Annotated in this window: 20 protein-coding genes and 1 pseudogene; 8 read left to right on the top strand and 13 right to left on the bottom strand. The window is 71.2% G+C overall.

Translation table 11 applies throughout. From position 1 onward, the window contains the following. Both FJ251_03775 and FJ251_03780 read left to right on the top strand, forming a co-directional pair. Positions 1 to 453, top strand: a 453-nt coding sequence (locus FJ251_03775; GenBank protein ID MBM4116850.1) for an OsmC family protein, incomplete at its 5' end; no start/stop codon positions are given. 23 nt (positions 454 to 476) lie between these two features. Then, positions 477 to 1,649 (top strand): annotated as a pseudogene (locus tag FJ251_03780) (cobalamin-independent methionine synthase II family protein). A 192-nt stretch (positions 1,650 to 1,841) separates the two neighbouring features. Here the strand turns inward: FJ251_03780 and FJ251_03785 are convergent. The 7 genes from FJ251_03785 to FJ251_03815 all read right to left on the bottom strand — a co-directional run bounded on the left by FJ251_03785 (position 1,842) and on the right by FJ251_03815 (position 9,885). Then, positions 1,842 to 3,080 (bottom strand): MFS transporter, encoded by a 1,239-nt coding sequence (locus FJ251_03785; GenBank protein ID MBM4116851.1) that lies wholly within the window; start codon positions 3,078 to 3,080, stop codon positions 1,842 to 1,844. Further along, on the bottom strand, positions 3,080 to 3,790 hold the full coding sequence (locus FJ251_03790) for a 2-phosphosulfolactate phosphatase (GenBank protein MBM4116852.1): 711 nt from the start codon (positions 3,788 to 3,790) through the stop codon (positions 3,080 to 3,082). Before FJ251_03790 ends, FJ251_03785 begins: the two co-directional genes overlap by 1 nt. Before the next feature lie 73 nt (positions 3,791 to 3,863). Next, positions 3,864 to 5,288 carry a hypothetical protein gene (locus FJ251_03795; GenBank protein ID MBM4116853.1) on the bottom strand — a complete coding sequence of 475 codons (1,425 nt, stop codon included), beginning with the start codon at positions 5,286 to 5,288 and terminating at the stop codon, positions 3,864 to 3,866. 141 nt (positions 5,289 to 5,429) lie between these two features. Then, on the bottom strand, positions 5,430 to 6,416 hold the full coding sequence (locus tag FJ251_03800) for a DUF4340 domain-containing protein (protein MBM4116854.1): 987 nt from the start codon (positions 6,414 to 6,416) through the stop codon (positions 5,430 to 5,432). Positions 6,417 to 6,425: 9 nt separating this feature from the next. Beyond that, positions 6,426 to 8,147, bottom strand: coding sequence for a hypothetical protein (locus FJ251_03805; GenBank protein ID MBM4116855.1), 1,722 nt, complete (start codon positions 8,145 to 8,147; stop codon positions 6,426 to 6,428). Further along, the gene (locus FJ251_03810) at positions 8,144 to 8,908 is read right to left on the bottom strand and encodes an ABC transporter (GenBank protein ID MBM4116856.1); all 765 of its coding nucleotides are present in this window, start codon (positions 8,906 to 8,908) and stop codon (positions 8,144 to 8,146) included. The genes FJ251_03805 and FJ251_03810 overlap by 4 nt, the downstream gene beginning before the upstream one ends. Then, positions 8,905 to 9,885, bottom strand: a complete 981-nt coding sequence (locus FJ251_03815; protein ID MBM4116857.1) for an ATP-binding cassette domain-containing protein — start codon at positions 9,883 to 9,885, stop codon at positions 8,905 to 8,907. Before FJ251_03815 ends, FJ251_03810 begins: the two co-directional genes overlap by 4 nt. A 301-nt stretch (positions 9,886 to 10,186) precedes the next feature. Between FJ251_03815 and FJ251_03820 the strand changes: the two genes are divergently transcribed. Together FJ251_03820 and FJ251_03825 are read left to right on the top strand one after the other, a co-directional pair. Then, positions 10,187 to 11,269 carry a PLP-dependent cysteine synthase family protein gene (locus tag FJ251_03820; GenBank protein ID MBM4116858.1) on the top strand — a complete coding sequence of 361 codons (1,083 nt, stop codon included), beginning with the start codon at positions 10,187 to 10,189 and terminating at the stop codon, positions 11,267 to 11,269. Continuing rightward, positions 11,266 to 12,462 (top strand): YgeY family selenium metabolism-linked hydrolase, encoded by a 1,197-nt coding sequence (locus FJ251_03825; protein ID MBM4116859.1) that lies wholly within the window; start codon positions 11,266 to 11,268, stop codon positions 12,460 to 12,462. The genes FJ251_03820 and FJ251_03825 overlap by 4 nt, the downstream gene beginning before the upstream one ends. On the opposite strand, the gene FJ251_03830 is transcribed toward FJ251_03825, so the two are convergent. The 3 genes from FJ251_03830 to FJ251_03840 form a co-directional block, all read right to left on the bottom strand. Next, positions 12,459 to 13,214 carry a peptidoglycan-N-acetylglucosamine deacetylase gene (locus tag FJ251_03830; GenBank protein MBM4116860.1) on the bottom strand — a complete coding sequence of 252 codons (756 nt, stop codon included), beginning with the start codon at positions 13,212 to 13,214 and terminating at the stop codon, positions 12,459 to 12,461. The two genes, FJ251_03825 and FJ251_03830, sit on opposite strands and share 4 nt — an antisense overlap. Positions 13,215 to 13,475: 261 nt before the next feature. Next, the gene (locus tag FJ251_03835; GenBank protein ID MBM4116861.1) at positions 13,476 to 13,889 is read right to left on the bottom strand and encodes a hypothetical protein; all 414 of its coding nucleotides are present in this window, start codon (positions 13,887 to 13,889) and stop codon (positions 13,476 to 13,478) included. A gap of 27 nt (positions 13,890 to 13,916) precedes the next feature. Continuing rightward, positions 13,917 to 14,198 carry a hypothetical protein gene (locus FJ251_03840; protein ID MBM4116862.1) on the bottom strand — a complete coding sequence of 94 codons (282 nt, stop codon included), beginning with the start codon at positions 14,196 to 14,198 and terminating at the stop codon, positions 13,917 to 13,919. A gap of 213 nt (positions 14,199 to 14,411) precedes the next feature. Between FJ251_03840 and FJ251_03845 the strand changes: the two genes are divergently transcribed. Next, positions 14,412 to 16,925, top strand: coding sequence for a hypothetical protein (locus tag FJ251_03845; protein MBM4116863.1), 2,514 nt, complete (start codon positions 14,412 to 14,414; stop codon positions 16,923 to 16,925). A 560-nt stretch (positions 16,926 to 17,485) separates the two neighbouring features. On the opposite strand, the gene rocD is transcribed toward FJ251_03845, so the two are convergent. After that, positions 17,486 to 18,709 carry an ornithine--oxo-acid transaminase gene (rocD, locus tag FJ251_03850; GenBank protein MBM4116864.1) on the bottom strand — a complete coding sequence of 408 codons (1,224 nt, stop codon included), beginning with the start codon at positions 18,707 to 18,709 and terminating at the stop codon, positions 17,486 to 17,488. Between the two features lie 210 nt (positions 18,710 to 18,919). Between rocD and FJ251_03855 the strand changes: the two genes are divergently transcribed. Then, positions 18,920 to 20,308 (top strand): hypothetical protein, encoded by a 1,389-nt coding sequence (locus FJ251_03855; GenBank protein MBM4116865.1) that lies wholly within the window; start codon positions 18,920 to 18,922, stop codon positions 20,306 to 20,308. Positions 20,309 to 20,329: 21 nt separating this feature from the next. On the opposite strand, the gene FJ251_03860 is transcribed toward FJ251_03855, so the two are convergent. Then, complete coding sequence (locus FJ251_03860; protein ID MBM4116866.1) at positions 20,330 to 20,893, bottom strand: DUF2179 domain-containing protein; 564 nt, start codon at positions 20,891 to 20,893, stop codon at positions 20,330 to 20,332. A 68-nt stretch (positions 20,894 to 20,961) separates the two neighbouring features. Here FJ251_03860 and FJ251_03865 point away from each other — a divergent pair, with 68 nt between their 5' ends. Continuing rightward, on the top strand, positions 20,962 to 21,351 hold the full coding sequence (locus tag FJ251_03865; protein ID MBM4116867.1) for a metal-sulfur cluster assembly factor: 390 nt from the start codon (positions 20,962 to 20,964) through the stop codon (positions 21,349 to 21,351). 85 nt (positions 21,352 to 21,436) lie between these two features. Continuing rightward, the gene (locus FJ251_03870; protein MBM4116868.1) at positions 21,437 to 22,516 is read left to right on the top strand and encodes a hypothetical protein; all 1,080 of its coding nucleotides are present in this window, start codon (positions 21,437 to 21,439) and stop codon (positions 22,514 to 22,516) included. Between the two features lie 24 nt (positions 22,517 to 22,540). Here FJ251_03870 and FJ251_03875 read toward each other — a convergent pair whose 3' ends face one another. Further along, entirely contained in the window at positions 22,541 to 23,650 is a 1,110-nt protein-coding gene (locus FJ251_03875) for an HNH endonuclease (protein ID MBM4116869.1), read from the bottom strand. Positions 23,651 to 23,691: the final 41 nt, after the last annotated feature.

The following is a 23,691-nucleotide window of genomic DNA, read 5'->3' on the forward strand; positions in this document are numbered from 1 at the left end:
GACAAGGCGCGCGCCCGCGACTACGAGTGGCGGGCGCGCGTGCGCGTCACGGGCCCGCAGGCCTCGAGCGTCTACTGCCGCAACTTCAGCTTCGCGGCCGGCCAGGCGGCCAGCTTCGAGGAGCGAGACGCGCACCCGAGCGCGGTCGAGTACCTGCTCGGCGCCCTCGGCGCCGATCTCGCCGCCGGCTTCGCCAACGAGTGTGCGCGGAGCGGTCTCACGGCCGACGACATCGAGCTCACCGTGCGCGGGCGCCTCGCCGACGTGCTCGCGCACCTCGGTCTCGCCGACGGCGACCCGGCCCTCGCGCGCATCGAAGTGAAGTGCTTCCTCTCGACTCCGGATGACGAGGCGGCCGCCCAGGCCGCCTGGCTGCGCGCCCAGGCGCGCTCGCCCCTGCTCGCCACCCTGCGCAAGGCAGTAGCAGTGGACCTGCGCCTCAGCCTGGTCTGAGGCGCCTGGGAAGAGGAGACGCGATGTTCACGGTGACCCAGGTCGGCAGCTGGCCCCGCTCGCGCGAGCTGCTGCGCGCGCTGCGCGAGAAGCAGGCCGGCCGTCTCGCGCGCGCCGACTTCGAGCGCCTCGCCGATGCGGAAGTGCGCCGCTGCGTCGAGGCGCAGATCGCCGCCGGCGTGGACCTGCTCGTCGACGGTGAGCAGCGTCGCGACAACTTCTACTCCTTCATCACCGACAAGCTGGACGGAACGCGCCTGATGTCGCTGGCCGACATGCTCGACACCGTCGAGGACAAGTCCAGCTTCGAGGAGATGCTCGCCACGCTCGACGTGCCGGCCTCGGCGATCAAGAACCCCACATGCGTGGGTCGGCTCTCTCGGCGCGAGCCGCTGGCCGTCAGCGAGCTGCGCTTCCTGCGCCAGCTCAGCGACCTGCCGGTCAAGATCACGCTGCCCGGCCCCTACCTACTCACCCGCTCGATGTGGGTGGGCGCGCTCACGAAGGGCCACTACGCCGACAAGCTCGAGATGGGCGAGGACGTGGTGCGCATCCTGCGCGAGGAGCTGATCGAGCTGGCGGCCGCCGGCGCGGACTTCGTGCAGTTCGACGAGCCCGTGCTGACCGAGATCGTCTTCGGCGAAGCGAACGAGCGGCGCACCTTCATGTGAGCGACCTTGGCCACCCGCCGTGACGCGGGGAGCGAGCTCGCCTACGCCGCCGACCTGCTGAACCGCGTGATCGCGGGCGTCGACGGGGTGCGCACGGGGATCCACGTCTGCCGCGGCAACTGGAGCCGCAACGAAGAAGTGCTGCTCACGGGCGACTACGCGCGGCTCTTGCCGGGCTTCAGCGCCATGCAGGTGCAGCAGTTCGTGCTGGAATACGCGACGCCGCGCGCGGGCGACATCGCCGTGATCGGCGAGGCGCTGGGCGCGCGGGAGATCGGCCTCGGCGTGGTGAACCCGCGCACGGAGACGGTCGAGAGCGTCGGGGAGATCGTCGCCCAGGTGGAGCGCGCGCTGGCCTGGTTCGCGCCCGAGCGGATCTTCCTCAACCCGGACTGCGGCTTCGGCTGCTTTGCGAACCGCTGCGTGAACGACGCCGAGACGGCCACCGCGAAGCTGGCCGCGATCGCCGCGGCGGCGCGCGTGCTGCGCGAGCGCTACCCCGCCACAGCGGGGCCGGGCGGCTAGAGCGCCGCCAGGCGCTTCTGCTGGCTGCCTTCGCGGCGCTAGCCGAAGCGGAGTGTACACGTGTACAAAACGAGCCGCCTGACCTGGTCCTGAGGCGGCAAGTGCTGGCGCGCGACAGTCACGGCCGCCAAGCGCTGGGCTGCCGCCCCAGGTGCTTGCTCACTGGCCGATTGGCGCCGGCAGGGCGAGCGGCTAGGGCTCGGCCGTGGCGCGCAGCTGCGGCCGCCTGCGCCCGGTGAGCAGGGCCGCCACGCCGAGGAAGGCGACGAGGCCGGCCGCGCCGAAGGCGGCCTCGGTCCTCAGCATGCCGCCCGCGCCCCAGCGGCCGTGGGCCCAGCCGTCGATGCGCGTCATGTAGTAGATCGGCGTGTTCGAGAGCGAGGCGTAGACGTTGTACTTCGTCGCCGCGGCGCCCTTGCCCATCGCCTCGAGCACGAAGGCCGTGAAGCCGGCGAAGGTGAGCCCCGTGATGAAGGCGTAGAGCAGCGTGAAGAAGACGTACATCGACTCCGTGCGCGGAGCCGCCGCCATCGCCAGCGCGCAGAGCGCCTGGAGCACGCCGTAGAGCGCGTAGGCCGCCTTGCGGTTCATGCGGTCGCAGGCCCAGCCGCCGGCGAGGCAGCCCAGCGCGGAGACGATCCCGCCGAGCACGCCCGTCGCCACGGCCACAGTGTTCGCCGAGGCCCGCCAGTCCCCCGCCACCGCCGACCAGAGCCCCGAGGCCGCGCCCGAGCCGATGGGCAGCACGCACAGAATGAGCGCCAGCAGGCCGAGGCGCGAGCGCGCGACCTGCCAGAGGTCGGCGCCGACGTCGGCCAGGCGGCGCGTCAGGCGCCCCTCGCGGTGCGCGGCCGGCGGCTCGTCGACGAAACGCAGGGCCAGCGCGCAGGCCAGGCAGGCGATGGCGACCAGCGCCGCGGCCATCCAGGGCGCAGGCAGGCGCTCGGCGAGGAGCAGCCCGGCGCCGCCGCCCAGCCCGTAGCCCCCCAGGTTGCCGGCCTGGAACCAGCCGCCCGCGCGGCCCTTCTCGGCCTCGGGCGTGGCGTAGGCCATCAGGCTCTCGACGGCCATGCCGAGGAAGGTGACCGCCAGGTTCGAGATCACGACGATCGCAGAGAGCCAGGGTAGGCTGGCGGCCGTCATCGGCAGCGCGCCCGTGCCGAAGATGCCGAGGGCGCTCAGCACCGCTGCGATCAGGTACCACTGCTTGCGCGTGAGCGTGGTGTCCGCGATCGGCGCCCAGAGGAACTTCCACGTGTGCGGGATGAAGCCGATCGCGATCAACGAGGCCGTCTGCGCCACCGTGATGCCCGCCTGGGTGAGCAGGTAGGCCACGGCCACCGAGAGGTAGCCGGCCATCGCGCCGAAGGGCACGATGAGCACCATGTAGACGGCCGGGTGCGTGTGGCGGGGCGCGGCGGGGTTCTTCATCAGATCCGCTCCGCGCGCATCACGAGCTGGTCGCCCTCGCGGTGCACGGGCATGGCGAAGGTGAAGCGGTCCACCTGCAGGGCCAGCTCGAGGTCGGCGAGGGGAAACTCGGGGTGGGCGGCATCGGTGAAGTTGCGGCCCCAGGTCGAGACGCGCACCCGCTCGAGCAGGGGCGGCAGCTCGAGCGCGCGCCCGCGCAGGCTGGCGGCGATCAGCTCGGCGCAGGCGATGTCCTCGTCGCCGTCCTCGCCCGGCAGCACGCCCGTGGCGACGAGGGTGACGCCCCCGCGCACGTGGCTGGCCAGGTACTCGACCGTGGCGCGCGCGTTGCAGAGGCCGGCGGCGAGCAGCGGCCCCGCCTTCTGCGCGCGGACCAGCCCCTGCGTGCCGGCGCTGGTGCGCTGGATCAGCGTGTGGCCCGACAGGTCGAGGCCGCGCAGCTCCGACGGCGAGTTGCCGAAGTCGAAGCCCGGCACGCGCAGCCCGTTCTTCTCGCCCATGATCAGGGCCTCCGGCAGGGCTTCGCGCAGGCGGAAGGCCTCGTCGATCTCGCCGGCGAGCACGATGCGCTCGGCGCCCGCGGCGAAGGCGAAGGCGGCCGTCGTGAAGGCGCGCAGGACGTCGATGGCAACCAGCGCGCCGGTGGCCTCGGCGCAGTCGGCGAGCGTGGCGTGGCGGATCTCCAAGGGGTTCCTCCGGGAAGGCCCCATGCATAGCGCATCCCGGCCCGAAAAAAAAGCCCGGAGGCGGGCGCCTCCGGGCCTCGATCGCCGCGCGCCGGGGCTAGAAGCCCAGGCTGTACATCACCTGGAAGTTGAACTGGCTGTGCGTGACGGCCAGCGTCGTGTTGCTGTTCTCCTGCTCCACCTCGGGCGCCACGGCAAAGGACAGGTTCAGGGCCTGCCGCTCGGCGAAGTTGAGCCCCAGGCCGCCCGTGAAGTGGTTCTCCTCGATGGCCGGGAAGAGCGGGTTCACGAACTCGTCCGGGATCGGATTGCTGGCGATGACCGCGCCGCCGCGCAGCACCAGCAGCTCGCTGGCCCGGAAGGCCGCGCCGAGGTTGATCACCGACTGGTCCTCCCATTCCTGGTAGAAGGTGATGCCGACGCTCTCGCCGTCGAGATCGCCGCCCTCGGCCGTGAAGGTCATCTTGAAGTCGGCCATCGTGTCCGCCCACTGAATGAGCTTGTAGTCGGCGGCCAGCACCCAGCGCTCCGCGGGCGAGAAGGCGACGCCGAGGCCCAGCACGGCCGGCCACTGGAAGTCCTCCACCGCCATCGAGCCGGGGATTGCCTCGCCGATGAGGCCGCTGCCGTCGCCCTCGTAGAAGGCCATCACGGCCTCGTCGGCCTCCCAGTCGCTGAGGGCAGTCTTCAGGTGATAGGTGGCGCCGACGGCGAAGTCGGGCGTCGCCTGGTAGACGAAGCCCAGCTTGCCGGCGAAGCCCGTGCCCTTGGCCGCGCCCGTGAAGTCGCTGTCGTCGGCGAACTCGATGCGGGCGTAGTCGTCGGCGGCCAGCATGCCGCCCGTCATCATGCCCTCGATCGCCTGGCCGAAGCCGGCGCTGACATCGGCCTCGCCGAGCACGTGGCTGCCCATGAAGTCCATGAAGGAGCCCGGCGCGGGACCGGAGGGTGCCGCGGCGTCGCCGACGACGAAGGGCATCTTCAGGTCCATGCCGCCCCAGACGAAGTCGAGCGTGGCGGCGAGGGTGAGCTTCTCGTTCAGGGCGTAGGCGACCGGCAGCATCGCGCGGCCGACGCTGACCTGCGAGAGCACGTCCTCGCCCGTCGGGCCGGCCATGAAGGTCTTCGACGCGTACTCGGTGCCCATGCCGCCCTGGCCGAAGACGCCGAGGCCGTAGGTGAGGGCGCCGCCGCGGCGATAGTAGCCGAGCGCGGGCATCCAGAACGCCGTGGCGTCGGAGTCGGCGCTCAGGTCCATCGCCTCCATCGCCACCGCGACCGAGGGGCCGAGCGAGCCGAGGGCGAGGTCGAGGCGCGCCTCGCCATCGGGCAGGAGGCCCAGGGTAGCGGGGTTGTTCATCAGGGCCGCGGAGCCATTGTCGAAGGCAATGGCCGCGCCGCCCATGCCGTGAGCGATCGGGCCGTAGCCCTCGAGGTTCATGCCGTCGGTGGCCGCCGCCGCCGAGGCGAGCAGCAGTAGGCTGAGGGCGACCGCCCCTTGCCGGATCCAGGTCGTGTTCATGCGCACTCCTCGCACCAGGCGGGAAAGGGTCTTGTGAAGACCTTCACAGGGTAGCGCGAACGAGCGCGGCTTCAAGGTCCGATTTGTGTTTCGTGTTTCCGGAACTACAGCGGTGAGCGGCACTTACCGTCTGGCGGCAGTCTACTTCCTGTCGGGCAGGAGGTCCTCGCGGCTCTTGAAGACGCGCTCGGGCAGCTTGTCGTAGACGAGGTAGACGTTCCCCGCGCCCCCCACCCGCAACGGGATGCCCGCCTCCGGCGCCGTGATGGGCGCTCCGAATTCGAGCCGGCGCGTGCTGCCGTCGGCCAGGCTCAGCTCGACGCCGCGCCGCGCGGCCGCGAAGCCGTGCTCGGCGGCGGGATCGAGCACGTCCGTGGCGCGGATGCTGGCCAGGGCGCCGAGCAGCGCGTCCGTCTTGGCGCGGTCCAGCTCCTTCTTGCCCGCCAGCCAGCGGTACTGCGCGCGCCCGGCGGCGCTGGTGTCCGCCGGCGCATCGAAAGTCTTGGCGAGGGTGAGCGTCTTGTCGCCGTCGCTCAGCGCGACCCCGTTCACCTGCTGGCGGTCCACGCTGAAGACGCCGAGGTCGAGCAGCCCGCGCGGCGAGGGCTCGCGGTTCTCGCCCCAGACCCCGATGTCACCGAGCAAGTTGCCGCCTGCCGCGTAGGCGCGCTTCTCGCCGGCCTTCATCGCGAAGCAGCCGGCGGCGCCGCTCAGGCGCTCGCCGAGCAGCAGGTGACCCAGCTCCTTGCCGCCGAGATCGTAGGCGATGAGGTGAACGGCGCGCTTCTCGTCGAGGGCGTAGTCGGCCAGCACCGATTCGCGGTCGGAGCGGAACTCGCCCCTCAGCCCGACCAGCCCGCCGAGCAGCCGCTCCAGCTTGTCGGCGGCGGCCGGGTGGCCGTAGCTCGTGTCCACGCGCCAGTCCATGCCGCTGCGCGTGAGCTCGATCTTGCCCGCGCCCGGGCCGTCGATGACGAGGCGCCCGATGTCCCCCGTCGCTACGGCCGGGAAGAGCACCTCGAAACTGGGCTGCGACAGCTTCGACTCGTGGCTGCTGCGCTGGACGAACTTGAGACCGATCAGCACGAGCAGCACGGCGCCGAGGATGAACAGGGGCCGGGTCTTCATCGTCGCCTCCTAGCGCGCGCGGCCGGCCAGGCCGGCCTGGTAGGCGGCCGTCTCCTTGCGCCGCATGACCAGGCGCAGGATGCCGTAGAACGCGAAGAGCAGGGGCACCAGCCCCACGGTGAAGATGCGATAGGCGAGCTTCTGCCCCGCCGCCAGCGGCTTGATGCTGCGCTCGGTGATCAGCTTCGAGCGGATGCCGATCAGGTCGCCCTCGAGCGCCAGCGCGTCGACCGCGTTGAGCAGGAGCATTGCGTTCTGACCGGCCTGGATGAAGGGCTGCTCGAAGAGCTTGCCGCAGCCGGTCAGCACGAGCTGGCTGGGCGCCGCCTTCAGGCTCGCCGGCGGCTCGGCCGCCGCGGCGCTGTCGCCGGCGGCCGGCCAGGCGGGCCGCGCTCCGGCGGGAGCCGGGAACTGCCCGTCGACGAGGAAGGCGAGCGGCAGCGTGGGCTCGAGCTTCTGGCCCTGCATCGTCACGTCGGCCTGCACGAGCGGCGCCCCGCTGAAGGCCTTGCGCCAGGAGTTCTGGCTGGTGCTGAAGAGGGTCCGGCTACCCAGGTTCAGGCCGGCGAGTCGCGCCGGGTCCTTCGCGAGGTCCGTGCCCCAGAGGTAGAAGAGCGTCTCGATGCGGTTGGTCATCTCCAGCTCGCGGTTGATCTGCTCGCCGCGCACGGCGATCTGCATCGGCGCCCGCACGGGCTCGGCCGTCTGCAGGCGCATGCCCATCACACTGCGCGTGCTGGGGATCGAGATCACCTCGCACTCGTTGTCGAAGAGCATCTCCTGGCGCACGGCGAGGCCGTACTCCTTCAGCAGCTCCTCGAGCCCCGAGGCGCGCTGCTGCGCGGCGATGCGGAAGCCGCCGCGCGGGTCGGACTGGTAGTCGTACTCGTGGTTCTGCACGGCGATCACCGCGCCCACGCCCTCGTGCAACGCGCGGCCGATCTCCCAGGCCTGGCGGGCGTCGAGGTTCGCGGGGCCGAGCACGAGCAGCGCGTCGGCGTCGGGCGGAATCGGCGAGTCCTGCGTCAGCTCGATGCGGCGCACGTCGTAGTGCTCCTCGCTCAGGAGCTGCTGCACGCTCTCCCAGGTGTCGGGCAGCTCGGGGATCTGCATGCCCATCTGCATGTACATCGCCGCCATCTGCGGGTCGAGCTGCGGCCTCGGCGCGAAGAGCGCCACCACGGGCCGCTTCTCCTGGGTCAGCCGGTAGACGCGGCTGACCAGCTCGTACTCGAGGGTGCTCAGGCTCTGCGGCAGGACCTGCGGCAGCAGCTCCTCGGGCTTGTCCTTGTAGGCCAGCGTGATCGCCGAGTAGATCAGCTTGACGCCGATCTCGTCCTTGTCCACCGACTGCACCTGGAAGGGCCGCACGCCCTTGCTCTGCAGGAGCTGCTGCATCTCCTCGTCGTCGCTGGGGTCGTGCACGCCGAACTGCAGCATGCCGTCCGAGGCGTCGGCGTAGTCGCGCAGCTTGTCGCTGACGTCGCGCTCGAGGGTCTTCAGGCCCGTCGGCATCTTGTCCACGCGGGTGACGTAGAACTTCACCTGCACCGGCACGGCGAGGCCGCCGAGGATCTTCTGGCCGGACTCGGAGAGCGTGAAGAGGCGGTCCTCGGTCAGGTCCAGGCGCGAGCCGCGCAGATCCCCGAGCAGGCTGTTGACGACCACCGCGACGCCGATCAGCAGCAGGGCCGCCAGGCCGAAGCCGAGTCGGAAGTTGAGGCGCTTCATCCGTGCTTCCTCCCCTCCAGCCAGTAGACGTTCAGCAGCAGGAACACCGTCGAGAGCGTGAGGAAGTAGGCGAGGTCGGCGAGCAGCACCACGCCCCGCTGCATCGACTCGTAGTGGCCGATCAGGCCGAAGGCGCCCTGGAAGAAGGAGCCGAGGCCGCCGATCCAGCCGTCCACCGTGGCCGCCACCGGGTCCAGGCCCACGAGGTAGAGGAAGAAGCAGGCGATCATCCCGAGGATGAAGGCCGTGATCTGGTCGCGCACCAGTCCGCTGACGAAGATGCCCACGGCCAGGTAGAGCGCGCCGAGCAGGAGCGCCGCCAGGTAGCCGCCGAAGAGCGCGCCGCCGTCCGGGTTGCCGAGGAGGCCGAGCATGATCGGGATCGGCAGCGTGCCGGCGAGGGCGATCAGGTAGAAGGCGAGCGCCGCGAAGTACTTGCCGAGCATGACGTCGGCGGCGCGCAGGGGCAGGGTCATCAGGAGCTCGAAGGTGCCCGAGCGTTTGTCCTCGGCCCAGAGGCGCATGCTGATCGCCGGGATGAAGAAGATCAGGAAGAGCGGCAGGTTGCCGAAGAAGCCGCGCATGTCGGCCTGGCCCTGCAGGAAGAAGGGCGTCATGTAGAGCCCGGCCGTCAGCACGAGGAAGACGATGATGAAGATGTAGGCGATCGGGCTGTTGAAGTAGGCCGCCAGCTCGCGGCGGAAGATGGTGAGGCCGCCGCTGAGGTCGAACTTCAGCGCCTGCGCGAAGTCGAGCTTCATGCGCGCGCCCCCTTTCCGCCGCCGGGCAGGTGCATGTCCTCGGAGCCGCCGGCCTGCTTGGTCAAGGCGATGAAGGTGTCCTCGAGGCTGAAGGGACTCTCGGCGAGTTCCCGCAGGCGCCAGCCGCGCGTGCGCGCGAGCGACGCGACGCCGCCGGCCAGATCGGCCGCGAAGTCTCCGCGCAGCTCGAAGCGCCCGGGCGCCTGCTCGCCGAGCGGCAGCAGGGTCTGGAAGCCGGCGAGGCCCGCGAGGGCGGTCTTCAGATCCTCGGGCACGGCCTCGAAGCCGAGCAGCAGGCGATTCGAGCCCATCGCCCGGCGCTGCAGCTCGGCGATGCGCCCGTCGGCGATCACGCGGCCCTGGTTGATGATCACCACGCGATCGGTCACCGGCGCCACTTCCTGCAGCACGTGGGTGCTGAAGATGATCGTCTTCGTCCGCCCCAGCTCGCCGATCAGCTCGCGGATGCCGATGATCTGCAGCGGGTCCAGGCCCGTGGTCGGCTCGTCGAGGATGAGGATCTCCGGGTCGTGCACCAGCGCCTGGGCCAGGCCCGTGCGCTGGCGGAAGCCCTTGGACAGCTCGCCGATCGTCTGCTTGTAGACGCGGGTGATGCCGCAGGCCTCGCGCACCCAGTCCAGGCGAGCCGCGAGCGCGGCGCCCGCGAGCCCGCGCGAGCGGCCGACGAACTCCAGGTATTCGTGCACGCGCATGTCCGTGTACAGCGGCACGTTCTCGGGCTGGTAGCCGATCTTGCGGCGCACGGCGAGCGGTTGCTCGCGCACGTCGAGGCCGTCCACGGTGACCGTGCCGGCGTCGGGCGCCAGGAAGCTGGTGATGATCTTCATCGCCGTGCTCTTCCCCGCGCCGTTGGGCCCGAGGAAGCCGAGCACGGAGCCGCGCTCGACCTGCAGGGAGACCCCGTCCAGGGCCACCGTGCTGCCGAAGCGTTTGGAGACCTCGCGCACTTCGATCATGCCGAATTCACCTCGCCGGTTGACGATCGCCGGGCGGCCTGAGTGCTGCATGGAGTGTGAGGCGCGCGGCCGGCAAGCGGCCACGGCGCGAGGGGCCACTATACCCAAAGCCCGCGCGGAGTTCCAGGGGTGCCGGGGCCGCCGCCGGGCGGCCTCGCGAAGGGGCCCGCGCCCTTGCGGCCCGGCCCGGCGCGGGCTACCCTCTTGCGTTCCGCCGCGCGGGCGGGGGAGCCGGGTCGGGTCGCCGGGCGAGGACAGCACGCGCCAGGGCGAGCGGACCCGCTCACAATTAAGGAGGGCCATGGGGATCGACTGGGGCCGGAGCGCGCGCATCGCCGAGCACATCTTCGACACGATCGGCCGGACGCCCCTGGTCCGTCTGTCGCGCCTGACGGCGGGCAGCCCGCTCGAGCTGCTCGGCAAGCTCGAGTACTTCAGCCCCTCGGGTAGCCTCAAGGATCGCATCTACCTGAGGATGTTCCGCGCGGCCGAGGCCACCGGCGCGCTGCGCCCGGGCATGACCGTCCTCGAGTGCTCGACCGGGAACGCCGGCATCGCCTGCAGCTTCGTGGCGGCGGCCCTGGGCTACCCGTGCATCATCGTCATGCCCGAAGGGATGAGCGAGGAGCGCAAGAAGCTCGACCTCGCCTACGGCAGCGAGATGGTCTACACGCCGGGCGGCGAGAGCGACGTGGACCTGGCCCTGGAGAGGCTCGAGGCGATCCGCGCCGCCGATCCCGGGCGCTACTGGGTGCCGGCGCAGTTCACGAACCCCGAGAACCTGGCCGCGCACGCCGAGGGCACGGCGCCCGAACTCTGGGAGCAGACCGGCGGCAAGATGGACGCCTTCGTCGCCACGCAGGGCACGGGCGGCACGATCAGCGGCGTGGCGCGCTACTTCAGGGAGCGGGGCGGGGCGGGCGAGTTCTACGCCATCGAGCCGGCCGAATGCCCCCTGCTCGCGCGGCGCCAGTGGGGTCCGCACGGCATCGAGGGCATCGGCGACGGCTTCGTGCCGGAGAACCTGCACCTCGCGCACCTGGCCGGCGTGATCACCGTGAGCACGGCGGAAGCGCTGGCGGTGGCCCGCCGCCTTGCGCGCGAGGAGGGCATCTTCTGCGGCATCTCCTCGGGCGCCAACGTGGCGGCGGCACTCAAGCTGCACGCGCGGCGGCCGGACCTGTGCCGCATCGTCACGATGATCAACGACACGGGGCAGCGCTACTTCACGACGCCGCTGTGCGGCGCCGAGAAGCACGTCGAGGTGCCCGAGCGCGAGCACCCGATGGACGCGCGCACCGTGGCCGAGCTCGATCGCTACCAGTCGGGCTGGCTGATCATCGAGGATCCCCTACCCGCCACCCTGATGGGAGGTGCGCGATGACCGCCCGCGATCTCATGGAGAAGCGCGCCCGCGACATCCTGCCCGACGCCGTGCACTTCCTGCGCGAGATCGTCGCCATTCCGTCGCCGAGCGGCAAGGAGGAGGCCGTCGCGCGGCGCGTGGCCCGCGAGATGGTGCAGCGCGGCTTCGACGAGGTGTCCATCGACGGTTTCGGCTCGGTGGTGGGCCGCGTGGGCGCCGGGCCGCGCACCCTGCTCTACGACGCGCACATCGACACCGTGGGCGTCGGCGACCCGGCGGCCTGGCCGCACGATCCCTTCCACGGCAAGCACGCCGACGGCTGGATCTGGGGTCGCGGGGCGAGCGACAACAAGGGCGGCCTGGCGGCGATCCTCTTCGGCGCCGCCTTGGCCAAGGAAGTGCTGCCGAAGGAGTTCTCGCTGGCCGTGGTGGGCAGCGCCATGGAAGAGGACTGCGACGGCGTCGCCTACAAGACCATCCTCGATGAGGACGGGCTGAGGCCCGAGCTGGCGATCCTCGCCGAGTGCACGGGCCTGCGCGTCTATCGCGGCCACCGCGGGCGCATGGAGATCGGCGTCACCGTGCGCGGCGCGAGCTGCCACGCGAGCGCTCCCGAGCGCGGCGTGAATGCGATCTACGGGATGACCGAGATCGTGCGCGGCATCGCGGCGCTCGGCGACCGCCTGGCGGAGGACAGCTTCCTCGGCCGCGGCTCGGTGGCGGTGACGCGCATCGAGGGCAGCGGACCCAGCCTGAACGCCGTGCCCGATCGCTGCACCATCTTCCTCGATCGCCGGCTCACCGCCGGCGAGAGCAAGGCCAGCGCGCTGGCCGAGATCGAGGCGATCGTGCGCGCGGCGGGCGTGCCCGCCGAGGTGGAGACGCTGGTGCATCGCGCCGAGGGCTGGACGGGCAAGCACGTCGAGATGGAGAAGTACTACCCGAGCTGGACGCTCGATGAGGCGCACCCCGCCTTCGCGGCCGGGCTCGCTGCGGCGGGCGCGGCGCTCGGGCATCCCGCCGAGGCCGGGCGCTGGACCTTCTCGACGAACGGCGTCTACACGGCCGGCATCGCGGGCATCCCGACGCTCGGCTTCGGGCCGGCGGAGGAGGAGTACACGCACTCGCCGGCCGACCGCGTCAGCGAGGAGCACCTGCTGCGGGCGATCCTCTTTTACGCGCTCTATCCGGGCTTCTACGCGGGGCGCTAGAGGGCCGGCGGGGCCAGGGGGCCGGGGCCGTTCGTGTCGAGCGCGGCCATCTCCGTGAGCGTGAGGAAGCGGTAGCCGCGCGCGATGAGCACGGGCAGCACGCGCTCGAGCACCGCCAGCGTGCGCTCGGGGTCGCCGTCGCCGTCGTGCAGGATGATCACCCCGCCCGGGAAGCTGCGCTCGAGGATGAAGTCGGCGATCAGCGTCGGGCTCTGCATGACGAGGTCGTGCGGGTAGACCGAGCCCAGCGCGAGCCGGTAGCCCTCGGTCTGGAGCTGCTCGAGCATGCGGTCGTTGAACCAGCCGCTGCCCGGCCGCAGCCAGTGGCCGCGCGGGCCGCCCTCGCCGGCGATCAGGGAGTCCACCTCGGCGAGCTGATGGCGGAACTCGGCCGGCGTGAGGCCGATCGAGGACTCGTCGTGCGCCATGTGATTGGCCAGCTCGTGGCCCGCCGCGCGCATGCGCGCGAGCAGCGCCTCGTTGCCGGGCACGCGGTCGCCGATGAGAAAGAAGGTGGCGCGCACGCCGTGGCGCTCGAGCAGGTCCAGGATCTTCGGGGTGACAATGGGATCGGGGCCGTCGTCCAGGGTCAGCGCCAGCACGGGCCGCTCGGTCTCGACGTAGAAGAGCACCTCGGGGTTGGCCCGCGCCACCGCGAAGAGCAGCTCCCGCGGCGGGAAGACGATCAGGGCCGGCAGGGCCACACCGAGGACGAGCAGGGCGGCGGCGCCGACCTTGAGCCAACGCTTCATCGACTCTCCGAGGACACGGGAAGCGCGCAGGAGTGCGCTGGCTCAAGATGGGCGCGGGGCAGGCCGCCCGCAAGCTGTTTCGGGGAGGGGAATCCGCGCGGGCGGCCTGGCGCCGGGTCTTCCCGCCCCCGGGGGCGGACGGTTCGGTCAGAGCCCTTGTTGCCACGTGGCAACAAGGGGCGCCGCTCCCCTCTGCCACGCGAGCGAGCTTGCATCCGGGTCGCGCGCGTTGTTTCGCGCGCGAGAGGATGCAAGCGAGCGTCAGAGCCCGAGCGCCCGCACCGCCTCGTCGAAGCTCTCCGGCCGCACGTAGACCACGTAGCCGTAGCTGCCGCGGCCGTCGTTCACGCCGTTCGAAGCGACGACGTTCACCCCCGCCTCGAAGAGCTTCTGGTGGACGCCGACCAGCGCGCCCAGCTCGTCGTCGCCCTGGATGAGCAATGCCTGCTGCGGGCCGCTGATCACAAGCCCCGTGCGCTCGGCGACGCGCGCGAGGCCGGCCGCGTGCTCGGGAAAGAGCACGAGCTGCGTGGCGTTGGCGCCGGCCGGCACGATGTTGAAGGCGAGCAGATTGACCTCGGCCGCCGCGAGGCTGCTCAGGATCCGGAAGGCCTCACCGGGCCTGTCCTCGACCATCGTGTAGTAGTACTCGACGGGACGGATGCGAATGGCCATGCCCCTCCTTTGGCGTTGCTGGCGGCGCTACCTCCCCGTGCGCGCCTCTCCTCCGTCTTCGTCGCGTCCGTTCTCGCGCCCGTTGTCGCGCCACTGGTCATCCTGCTTCATCTCCTTGAGCTCGTGCAACTGCATCGAGATCACGAAGAGCAGGATGACGCCGGCAGTCTGCAGCATGCTGAGCGGCTTGGTGTCGGGAAACATGCTCGCCCCGAGCACCTTGAAGACCTTCTCCCAGACGGCGAGGGCGGCCAAGAGGAATGCAACGATGAAGAGCACGCGCGTGGCCATGTTGCCGAGTCTGGTCATGTCGCCTCCAGGGGTGCCGGGTCCGGGGCGCCAATTGGGCTGGCGGCGGTCTGGCCGGCGGAATGCGCTCCGTTCTGGTCGATTATAGCGAGAATGTCATCGGTTTGACAGACCTAGCTTACGTTCCTGCGCTAAGGGGCGGCGTTGACAGGGCCTCCGGCCGCCGCCACACTGCCCGGGACCCCCTGCCCCCGCCACGCGAAGGGAAGACGCATGAAGGGAAAGCACTTCGGCTGGGCGATCGCCGCGCTCGGCCTCTTCCTGCTGCTCTACACCGCGGTCTTCTACGTCCAGGAGGCCGTGCGCCTGCGCGGCTGGCTGGCCTCGGGGGGCAACGCCACCGAGATGCGCTTCGCAGGCGAGGACAGCGTGCTCGTGTTGCGGCGCGTCGACCCGCAGGACTTTCCGGACGGGCCAGTCCCCGCCGAGGGCGACACGCTGATCAGCTTCGTCACCGCGGCCGGCGACACGCTCGATCGCGCCGGGATCGTCGCCTTCATCGCCAAGCCGGGCGAGCGCTCGCGCCTTACGCTCAAGCACGCCGGCGAGCCGCTCACGACGAGTCTCCTCTATCGCTCGCGCACGGCGGGCGAGATCACCTGGGTCTTCGCGCTCGAGATCACGCGCGTGCTGATCACGCTCGGCTTCCTGTTCGTGGGGCTCTGGGCCGTCACCCGCCGGCCCGATCAGGCCGGCGTGCGTGCCCTGGCGATGTTCAGCTTCGCGATGAGCTCGCTCATGGTCGGCGGCGTTCAGCTCGGGCTGAGCCGCCTGCCCGCCTTTGATATCCCTGGCCAAGAGATCATCGACTACCTGCTCGGCAGCCTCGTGCTCAGCTTCGGGGCGTTCTGGCTGAATCTGCAGCTCTACTTCCCGACCGCGCTGGACTGGGTGAAGCGGCGAGTCCTGCGCGTCCACCTCCTGGTCTATGTTCCCCAGACCTTCGTGATCTTCGCGAGTTTCGCCAGGATCGAGCGGGGCGGCCTGCTCATCTCCACGCTGATCTCGCTCTTCACCGGCCTCGGCTTTCTCGTGCTCTTTCTGCGCAAACGGGCCGCGCGGGAGCCGCTGGTCAAGCGGCAGCTCTCGCTGGTCATCGTCGGCAGCGGGATCGGCCTCGGTCTGCTCTTCGTCCTCGTGATCCTCGGCGCGACCGGAGTGATGGCGAAGCTGCCCGACATGCTGCAGATCGCCCTCATTCAGGTCGCCTTCCTCGCCCTCATGCTCTCGCCGCTCAGCTTCGCCTACGCCTTCGGCCGCTACCGCCTGCTCGAGGTCGAAGGCCGCCTGCGCCGCGGCACCCGCTACCTGCTCGTGACCGGGGTGCTGCTCGTTCTCTTCTTCGCTCTGCTCTACGGGATCAGCAACCTGCTCATCGGCGGCCTCAAGCTCGAGGGGCGCTCGCCCACCCTGGCCGTCGCCCTCCTGCTCGCGATGGGTTTCGCGCCGCTGCACCGCCGCGCGCAGGGTGCCTTTGCCGAGCGGATGTACCCCGAGCAGCGCCGCCTGCGGGCAATCCTCGGCGACTTCCACGCCCGCGCGGCCACTCTCGCCGATCGCAGCAGCCTCTTCGCACGCCTCGAGCAGAGCCTGCGCGAGGGCCTGGGCATCACCGCGCTCGTGCCGGCGATGGTCGAGCCGGGAGACGGCCGCCTGCTCCTGCCGGGCAAGGCAGCCCTGCCTTTCGACGACCGCGGCCAGCTCATGCGCGCCCTCCGCCAGCGCCGCGAGCCGCTGCTCGTCGACGAGTTGCGCGCCAGCGGCCGTCTCGTGCTCGCCGACGCGGAGAACGAGTGGCTCGCCTCGCGGCGCATCGGCGTCATCCTGCCGCTCTCCCTCGGCGACACGCTGCAGGGCCTGCTCTTCCTCGTCTGCGACCGCCACTGGGAGGGCCTCAGCGTGGCCGGCCTCGAGGAGCTGCGCACGCTGGGCGGCCAGGTTGCGCTCGAGTGCGAGAACCTGCGCCTGATCGAGGAGACCCTCGACAAGCGCCGTCTTCAAGAGCAGCTCGACATGGCGCGCAAGGTGCAAGAGGGCTTCCTCCCGCGCAGCCTGCCCGTGACACCCGGGCTCGAGCTGGCGGCCTGCTTCCAGGCCAGTCTCGAGGTGGCCGGCGACTACTACGACGTGCTCGCCCTGCCCGAGAGCCGCACGCTGCTCGCCGTGGGCGACGTCTCCGGCAAGGGCGCCGGCGCGGCGATGATCATGGCCAACCTCCAGGCCTCCCTGCGCAGCATGGCCCGCGTCGGCGTGCCGCTCGGCGAGATGGTCGGCGGCATCAACGACATCATCCACGCCAACACGCGCGTGGAGCAGTTCATCACCTTCTTCGCGGCGATCTACGACCCGGCGACGCGCGAGCTGCGCTTCGTCAACGCGGGCCACAACCCGCCGCGGCTGATCCGCGCGCTGGGCGGGGCGAGCGCACTCGATCCGGTGGGACCCATTCTCGGCGTCTTCCCGGGTCTCAGATTCGCCGAGCAGAGCGTGACGCTCGCACCGGGGGACCTGCTCATCGCCTTCACCGACGGCGTCAGCGAGGCGATGAACTCCGCCGACGAGGACTTCGGCGAGGCGCGCATCGTGGAGGTGGCCACCCCGCGCCGGCAGGAGGCGCCGGCGCAGGTGATGGCCGCGATCGAGCAGGCGGTGACGGCCTTCCGCGGCGAGCGCGCGCTGCTCGACGACTACACGCTGCTCCTCGCGCGCGTGACCGAAACCGGCTGATGGCCCTCCGACGCAGGGCCTGGCGGCGTCAGACGGCCTGCCCCCGGGGGCGGGTGCACAAAAAAACGAAGGCGGCCTGGGCCGCCTCCGTGTGTCGGAACCGAGTCCTCGGCGCCTAGCGCTTCGGCTGCTGCTTGCTCGAGCTCTGGCTCTTCGAGGGCTTGCTCTTGTGGGTCGAGGACTTCTTGTTCTGCATCGGGTTCCTTCTCCTGCGAGCCGACATCCACCGATCCGGGGCCGATGGGCATCTGAGGGCGATTCCGCAGGGCCTGGACGGCCTCAACCCTTGACCCGGAACCGCAGTCGCCCTTCTCGCCCCGCCCAAAGCATCTGCCGTGCCGAATCGGGAAGGAAGCGGCCGCCTAGAGTAATCGATTGATATTGCAGCTGTTGCGGTATTGGCTCCGGCGCTCCGCCAGGGCGTGGAGCCGCCGCGGCATGCAAATGGTGGGCTTCCGGCCAGTTCTGCTCCCGAACTGCGCGGCCCTGGGACCGCCAGCAACGAAAACGCCCCCGGCCGGAGCCGGGGGCGCCTTGCTTCTCGGTGCGAAAGGGGTGGGCTACTTGGCGCCGGCCGCAGCGGGGATCGCCAGGAAGACCTTGCGGATCATGGCGATCGCCTGATCCAACTCGTCCTCGCTGATCACCAGGGGCGGCGCGAAGCGGATGATGTTGCCGTGAGTCTGCTTGGCGAGCAGGCCGGCGTCCTTGAGGGCGAGGCAGGTCTCCCAGGCCTCGAAGCCCGGCTCGAAGACGACGGCGTTGAGCAGGCCCTTGCCCCGCACCTGGGCGATGCGCGGGCAGTCGATGGCGCGCAGCTCCTCGCGCAGCTTCTCGCCCAGCACGGCGGCGCGCTCGTCCAGCTGCTCGTCCTCGAGCACCGCGAGCGCCGCGATGCCCACGGCCGCCGCCAGCGGATTGCCGCCGAAGGTGGAGCCGTGCGTGCCCGGCGTGAAGACCTCCATGATCGCCTTGTCGGCGACCACCGCGCTCACGGGCAGCACGCCGCCGCCCAGGGCCTTGCCCAGGCACATCGCATCGGGGCGCACGCCCTCGTGGTCGCAGGCGAACTTGCGGCCCGTGCGGCAGAAGCCGGTCTGCACCTCGTCGGCGATGAAGAGCACCTTGTGCTGCGTGCAGAGCTTGCGCACGGCCGCAAGGTAGCCCTCGGGCGGCAGGGCCACGCCGGCCTCGCCCTGGATCGGCTCGACGAGGAAGGCCACCGTGTTCGGGGTGATCGCCTTCTCGAGCGCGGCCGCGTCGCCGTAGGGGATGACCGTGAAGCCCGTCGCGTAGGGGCCGTAGTTCACGCGCGCATCCGGGTCGGTGCTGAAGCTGACGATCGTGCTCGTGCGCCCGTGGAAGTTCTCGGCACAGACGATGATCTCCTGCTTGCCGTTGGCGACGCCCTTCTTCTCGGCGCCCCAGCGGCGGGCGAGCTTGATCGCCGTCTCCACGGCCTCCGCGCCCGTGTTCATCGGCAGCGCCATCTGGAAGCCGGTGTAGCGGCAGAGCGCCTCGAGGAAGTCGCCCATGCGGTCGTTGTGGAATGCGCGGCTGGTCAGCGTCACGCGATCCGCCTGCTCCTTGAGCGCGGCGATGATCTTGGGGTGCCGGTGGCCCTGGTTCACCGCCGAGTAGGCGCTGAGGAAGTCCAGGTAGCGGCGGCCCTCGGGGTCCCAGACCCAGACGCCCTCGGCCTTGCTGATCACCACGGGCAGCGGGTGGTAGTTGTGCGCGCCGTAGGTGTTGTCCTTGCGGATGAGATCCTCGCTGCGGGCCATGGCGTGCCTCCTCGCTCGGCCGGCTCCGAAACCGGCCTCAGGTCCCGCGAATATAGGCGCGCCGGGCCGGGCGCACAACCCCTTGTCAGGGGGGAACTTGCGGCACTGGCGGCCGCCAGGGCGCTCCCGGGGGCAAGTGCTGAGGATTCAAGGCATTAGGCCCGAGAGTGCCCGCCTGCTAGAATTGTGGAGTTCCGCTGGGAGGGGTGCATGCGCGCGCTGCTGCTTGCTTTGCTTTTCCTGCCCGCCGCCGGCAGCTCCCTCGCGGGCAGCTTCCGGCTCCAGCCGGACGGCGGCGGCGACTTCCCCGCGCTGCAGACCGCCTTCGAGGTCCTGTCGGGGGGCGAGCCCGACACCCTCTGGCTCGCCGACGGCGTCTTCACGGGTCCCGGCAACTGGGAGCTCTACGCGGTGGACTTCGCGGGGCTCATCGCCTCGGCGAGCGCCGACCCGGGGCGCTGCACGCTGGACTTCGCGGGGCATGAGATCGGCCAGGCCTTCGGCGGCGCGCTCCACTTCGTCGATCTCCGCTTCACGCGGCAGACGAACGAGCTTCGCGCCTACGGGGCCGCGCTCTCGTTCACGCGCTGCGTTTTCGAGGACGGCGGCAGCATCGCCTCCAGTCCGGACGAGTGGAGTCCAATCGTGCTGAGCAACTGCACGACTCGACGTTTGGCGGCGAGCGCGATCAGCTCCGTCGGCCTGATTCGGATCGAGGCCTGTCGCTTCGAGGAGAACCTGTCGCCCTACAGCCTCATCAGCGGCTACTACATCGAGTGTCGGGAATCCCGCTTCGTCGGCAACGTGGCCGGGGGTTCGCTGCTCCGCGTAATCGGCAGCGATGAGTTGCCCGGCAAGCTCATCGTCGCGGACTGCGCCTTCCTGGGCAATGCCGCCGGCGCCTGCGTGGAACTCCGCGACGCCGGCACCGGCAGCGTGCGGGACTGCAGCTTCGCAGGCAATGGCGGCCCGCTATCGGCCGACATTCGCGATGGCGAGGACTTCGGGACGCATTCGCTGGCGATCGCGAGCAGCATCTTCGCCTTTCGCGAAGACGGGGTCGTGCTCCAACGCGGGGGCAGCAGTTCCCCTGTCTCGATCGCTTGCTGCGACGTCTTCGGCAACGCGGGCGGCGACTGGGTGGGCGATCTTGCGCCCTTCGGCGGGATCAACGGCAACCTGGCCGCGGATCCGCTGTTTTGCGACTGGCTCGCTGGGGACCTCACGCTCTTCGACACCTCGCCCTGCCTGCCGGCGAACAACGCCTGCGGCGTGCTGATCGGCGCCGAGGGCCAGGGCTGCACGGATCCCACGGCCGCCCCCGCCGCCCCCGGGGGCGGGTTGCGGCTCGCGGCACTGCCCAACCCCTTCAATCCGAAGGCGCGGTTCGTCTTCTCGCTGCCGGCGGCGTCGGCCGTGCAACTCGCCGTCTTCGACGCCGCCGGCCGCCGCGTAGCAACCCTGCTGGACGGCGCGCCGCGCCCGGCGGGCGAGCAGGCCATCGCCTGGGACGCGCGCGGCCTGGCGAGCGGCGTCTACCTGGCGCGCCTGGAGGCGGCCGGCCGGCGACAGGAGATCAAGCTCACGCTGTTGCGCTGAGCCCGCGGCGCAGGTGCCCGTCTACTTGCGCTTGAGCAGGCTGCGCCAGTCGGTGCGCGGGGTCATCATCGGGCGCAGCTTGATGTTGGAGTGACGCACGTCCTCGCTCACCACCACGCAGTCATTGTCGATGGTGCGGGCGATCCGCTCCACGCGATCGGCGTCGACGCGGTCCATCACGAGATAGAGGAGCTGCACCGGGCCGCTGCGGCCCTTGCCCTCGAACTCGGTCACCCGCTGGCCGAGGTGGCGCAGGCGCTCGGCGATCTCGGCGCCCTGGCCGCGGCTGATCACGCGCATAACCACGTCGCCGAGGGCCAGCTTGCGCTCGATGAAGATGCCCACCGCGTTGCCCACGGCGAAGCCCGCCGCCCAGGCGACCAGGTTGAGCGGCTGGTCCAGCCGCGTGACCACGTTGCTCACGGCGATCACCCAGATCAGCACCTCGACGAAGCCGAGCAGGGACGCGATCAGAATGCGCCCCTTCACGACGGCGATCGTGCGCACGGTGCCGAGGCTGACATCCGTGATGCGGGCGAGGAAGATCGCCAGTGGCAACCAGGCGAGGGGAATCGAGAGTGTCATCGCGCACCTCCGGGTAGGCGCCGGCAAGGAAACAGGACCGCGGCCTCCCGCAAGGGGGCGCCGCCGGCTTGACAGGGATCAAGGCTGCGGCCAGGCTGATCCCACACCCTGGTCGCAGGCCCGCTGAGCCCAAGGAGGCCCCGGTGACCGAGCCCGCCGCCCTCGACGCCGAGGCCGTGCGCACCGCCTTGCGCGGCGTGCTGGACCCCGAGCTCGGCCTGGACATCGTCAGCCTCGGCCTCGTCGAGACGATCGAGAGCGCCCCCGGCAACCTGTCCGTGGGCCTGATCATGACTGCCCTTGCCTGCCCGCTGCACGGGCACCTCGCGCGCGAAGCGGAGGCCGCCCTGCGCCGCGCCGCCCCCGGGGGCACGGCAGTGAGCGTGCGCGTGCTCGACGCGCCGGCCTGGACGCCTGTGCGCATGGCCCCCGAGGCCCGGCGCCGGCTCGGATGGTGAACCCATGACCCGCCGGGATTCCACACCCGCCGCAGACGGCCACGCCCACGCCGCGGGCCATACCCATGCTCCGGCCGGCCACCCCCTGCCGCTGGTGCTGCCGGCGCTGATCTCCCTTCTATTCGGCCTTGTCGCCGGCCTCTGGCGCCTGCCCTGGGACCTGGGCGTCGCCGCCAGCACGGCGCCCCTGCACGGGCCGCTGATGGTGGCCGGCTTTCTCGGCACGGTGATCGGCGTCGAGCGGGCCGCGGCCCTGGGCCGGCCCTGGGCGTGGCTGGCGCCCGCCGCCACGGGCCTGGGCGCCCTGCTCATGCTGCTCGTCGCCGCGCTGCCGCCCACGCTGCCCTTCCGCGCGGAGCAAGCGGGCGGCCTGCTCTTCGCGCTCGGCGCGCTCGCGCTCTGCGGCATCTTCCTCGCCGTGCTGCGCCGGCAGGCCACCCTCTTCAATGGCGTCATGGGACTGGGCGCGCTCGCCTTCCTGGCCGCGAATGCTGCGCTCGCCGCGGGCAAGCCCGTGGCCGCGGCGGTTCCCGGCTGGAACGCCTTCCTGCTGCTCACCATCGCCGGCGAGCGGCTGGAGCTCGGCCGCGTGCTGGCGCCCAAGCGCGGCACGGGCCCGCTCTTCATTGCGCTGAGCGCGGTCGCCCTGGCCGGCGCCCTCGCCGCGCCCTTCGCGCTGCGCGGCGCGGACCGCCTGCTCGGCTTCGCCATGCTCGTCTTCGGCCTCTGGCTGGCCACCAACGACGTCGCCCGCCGCACCGTGCGCATGGGCGGCGTCACCCGCTACACGGCCGTCTGCCTGCTCACGGGCTACTTCTGGCTCGTGATCGCCGGGCTCTCCTTTCTAGCGCGGCCGGGCGAAGTGGTCGGCCCGCATTTCGACGCCCCGCTCCACGCCTTCACCGTGGGCTTCGTGCTCTCGATGATCTTCGGCCACGCGCCGATCATCGTGCCCGCGCTCACGGGCCGTGCGGTGGCGTTCCGCGCGCACTTCTACTGGCCGCTGGCGCTGCTGCACGCCTCGCTGCTGATGCGCATGGCCGGCGATCACGCGGGCGCGATGGCCGTTCGGCGCTGGGGCGGCCTACTGAACGAGGTCGCGCTGCTGCTCTTCGCAATCGTGCTGGTGGCGGCCGTTCGGCGCGGAGCGCGCCAGTCAACCTAGTCCCCGCCATGGCGCCTGGCAGGGCTAGGGCGAGCCACGGGCCGAGGCCGCGCCGAGCGTGGCCTCGACAGTCCTGATGGTGAGCCCCGGCAGCCCACCGCGCTCGTGCAGAAGCTGATGGCAGCGCGCGCACAGGGTGACCAGGTTCGCCTCCTCCTGACCGCCCCCATGCGAGCGCGGTACCAGGTGGTGTACCTCCAGAAAGCGCGTCGCCCCGCAGCCCAGCGCCTGGCAGCGATGGCCGTCCCGCGCGAGGATCCGCCGCCGCAAGGCTGGCGTCAGGCTGCGGGTGAGCCCGCCCCCGGGGGCGAGCACATCGCCATCGCAGGCCGCGCGCGCGGCCAGCGCCGAATCCGCCGGCCGCTCGCCGCGGCCCGTGACCTGCGCGATCGCTCCGCAGTCCGGGCAGCGCCGCAGGATCACCTGGAAGGGACTCGCCGCCACCCGCCCCCGGGGGCGGGTGGCGGGCTGCGCGGGTTCGGCGCTCTCGGCGGCGTCGGCCGCCTCATCGGCCAGCGCCGCCAGCGCGGCCAGCAGCAGCTCCTCGCGCGACTCGCGACGGCCCGCCTTGCGCAGCCGCTCGACGAGCGCTTCCCAGCGGCCAAACTGCTCGGCACTCAGAGCAAAGCTCAGGCGCAGGGGCACTGCCGCCTCCAACGCGGAGCGCGCCGTCTCCGCCGGCGTCGGCGCCAGCGCCAGGTCCGGCTGTGCCGCGGCCCTCTGCCGCTGCGGCAGCGGCCGCGCCCTGGCCGCACAGACTTTCCGCTCCAGCGCCCGCCGGCTCGAGGCCTGCGCCTCGGCTAGCCAGCGCGTCTCCGTGGCCGGTGTCGCCACCGACACCAGCTCGCGCGCCTTCGTCCAGGGTAAGACGCCTGCCTCGACCGCCCGCCGCGTGGCCGGCAGCCGCTCCAGCGCCTCGCTCAGGCGCACGAAAGCTGACAGCTTGCGCTCGGAAAAGCCCAGGGCCTCGCGGCCATAGGCATGGATGGAGCTGTAGCCCAGCTCGCGGAAGAGCTGTTCTCGATGGATCGTGGCAAAGTGGAGCAAGGCACCGCGCTCCGCCTGGCGCAGCGCCGCAAGCCGGGCCGTCAGCGCGGCGTGCAGCCGCGCGGCCCGTTCGGCACGGGTGACCATGGGAATTCCTCAGGAAAGTGCGGCGGGAGGCTTGCGGGGGA

It is taken from the genome of bacterium (assembly GCA_016873475.1).
GTDB lineage: Bacteria > Krumholzibacteriota > Krumholzibacteriia > JACNKJ01 > JACNKJ01 > VGXI01.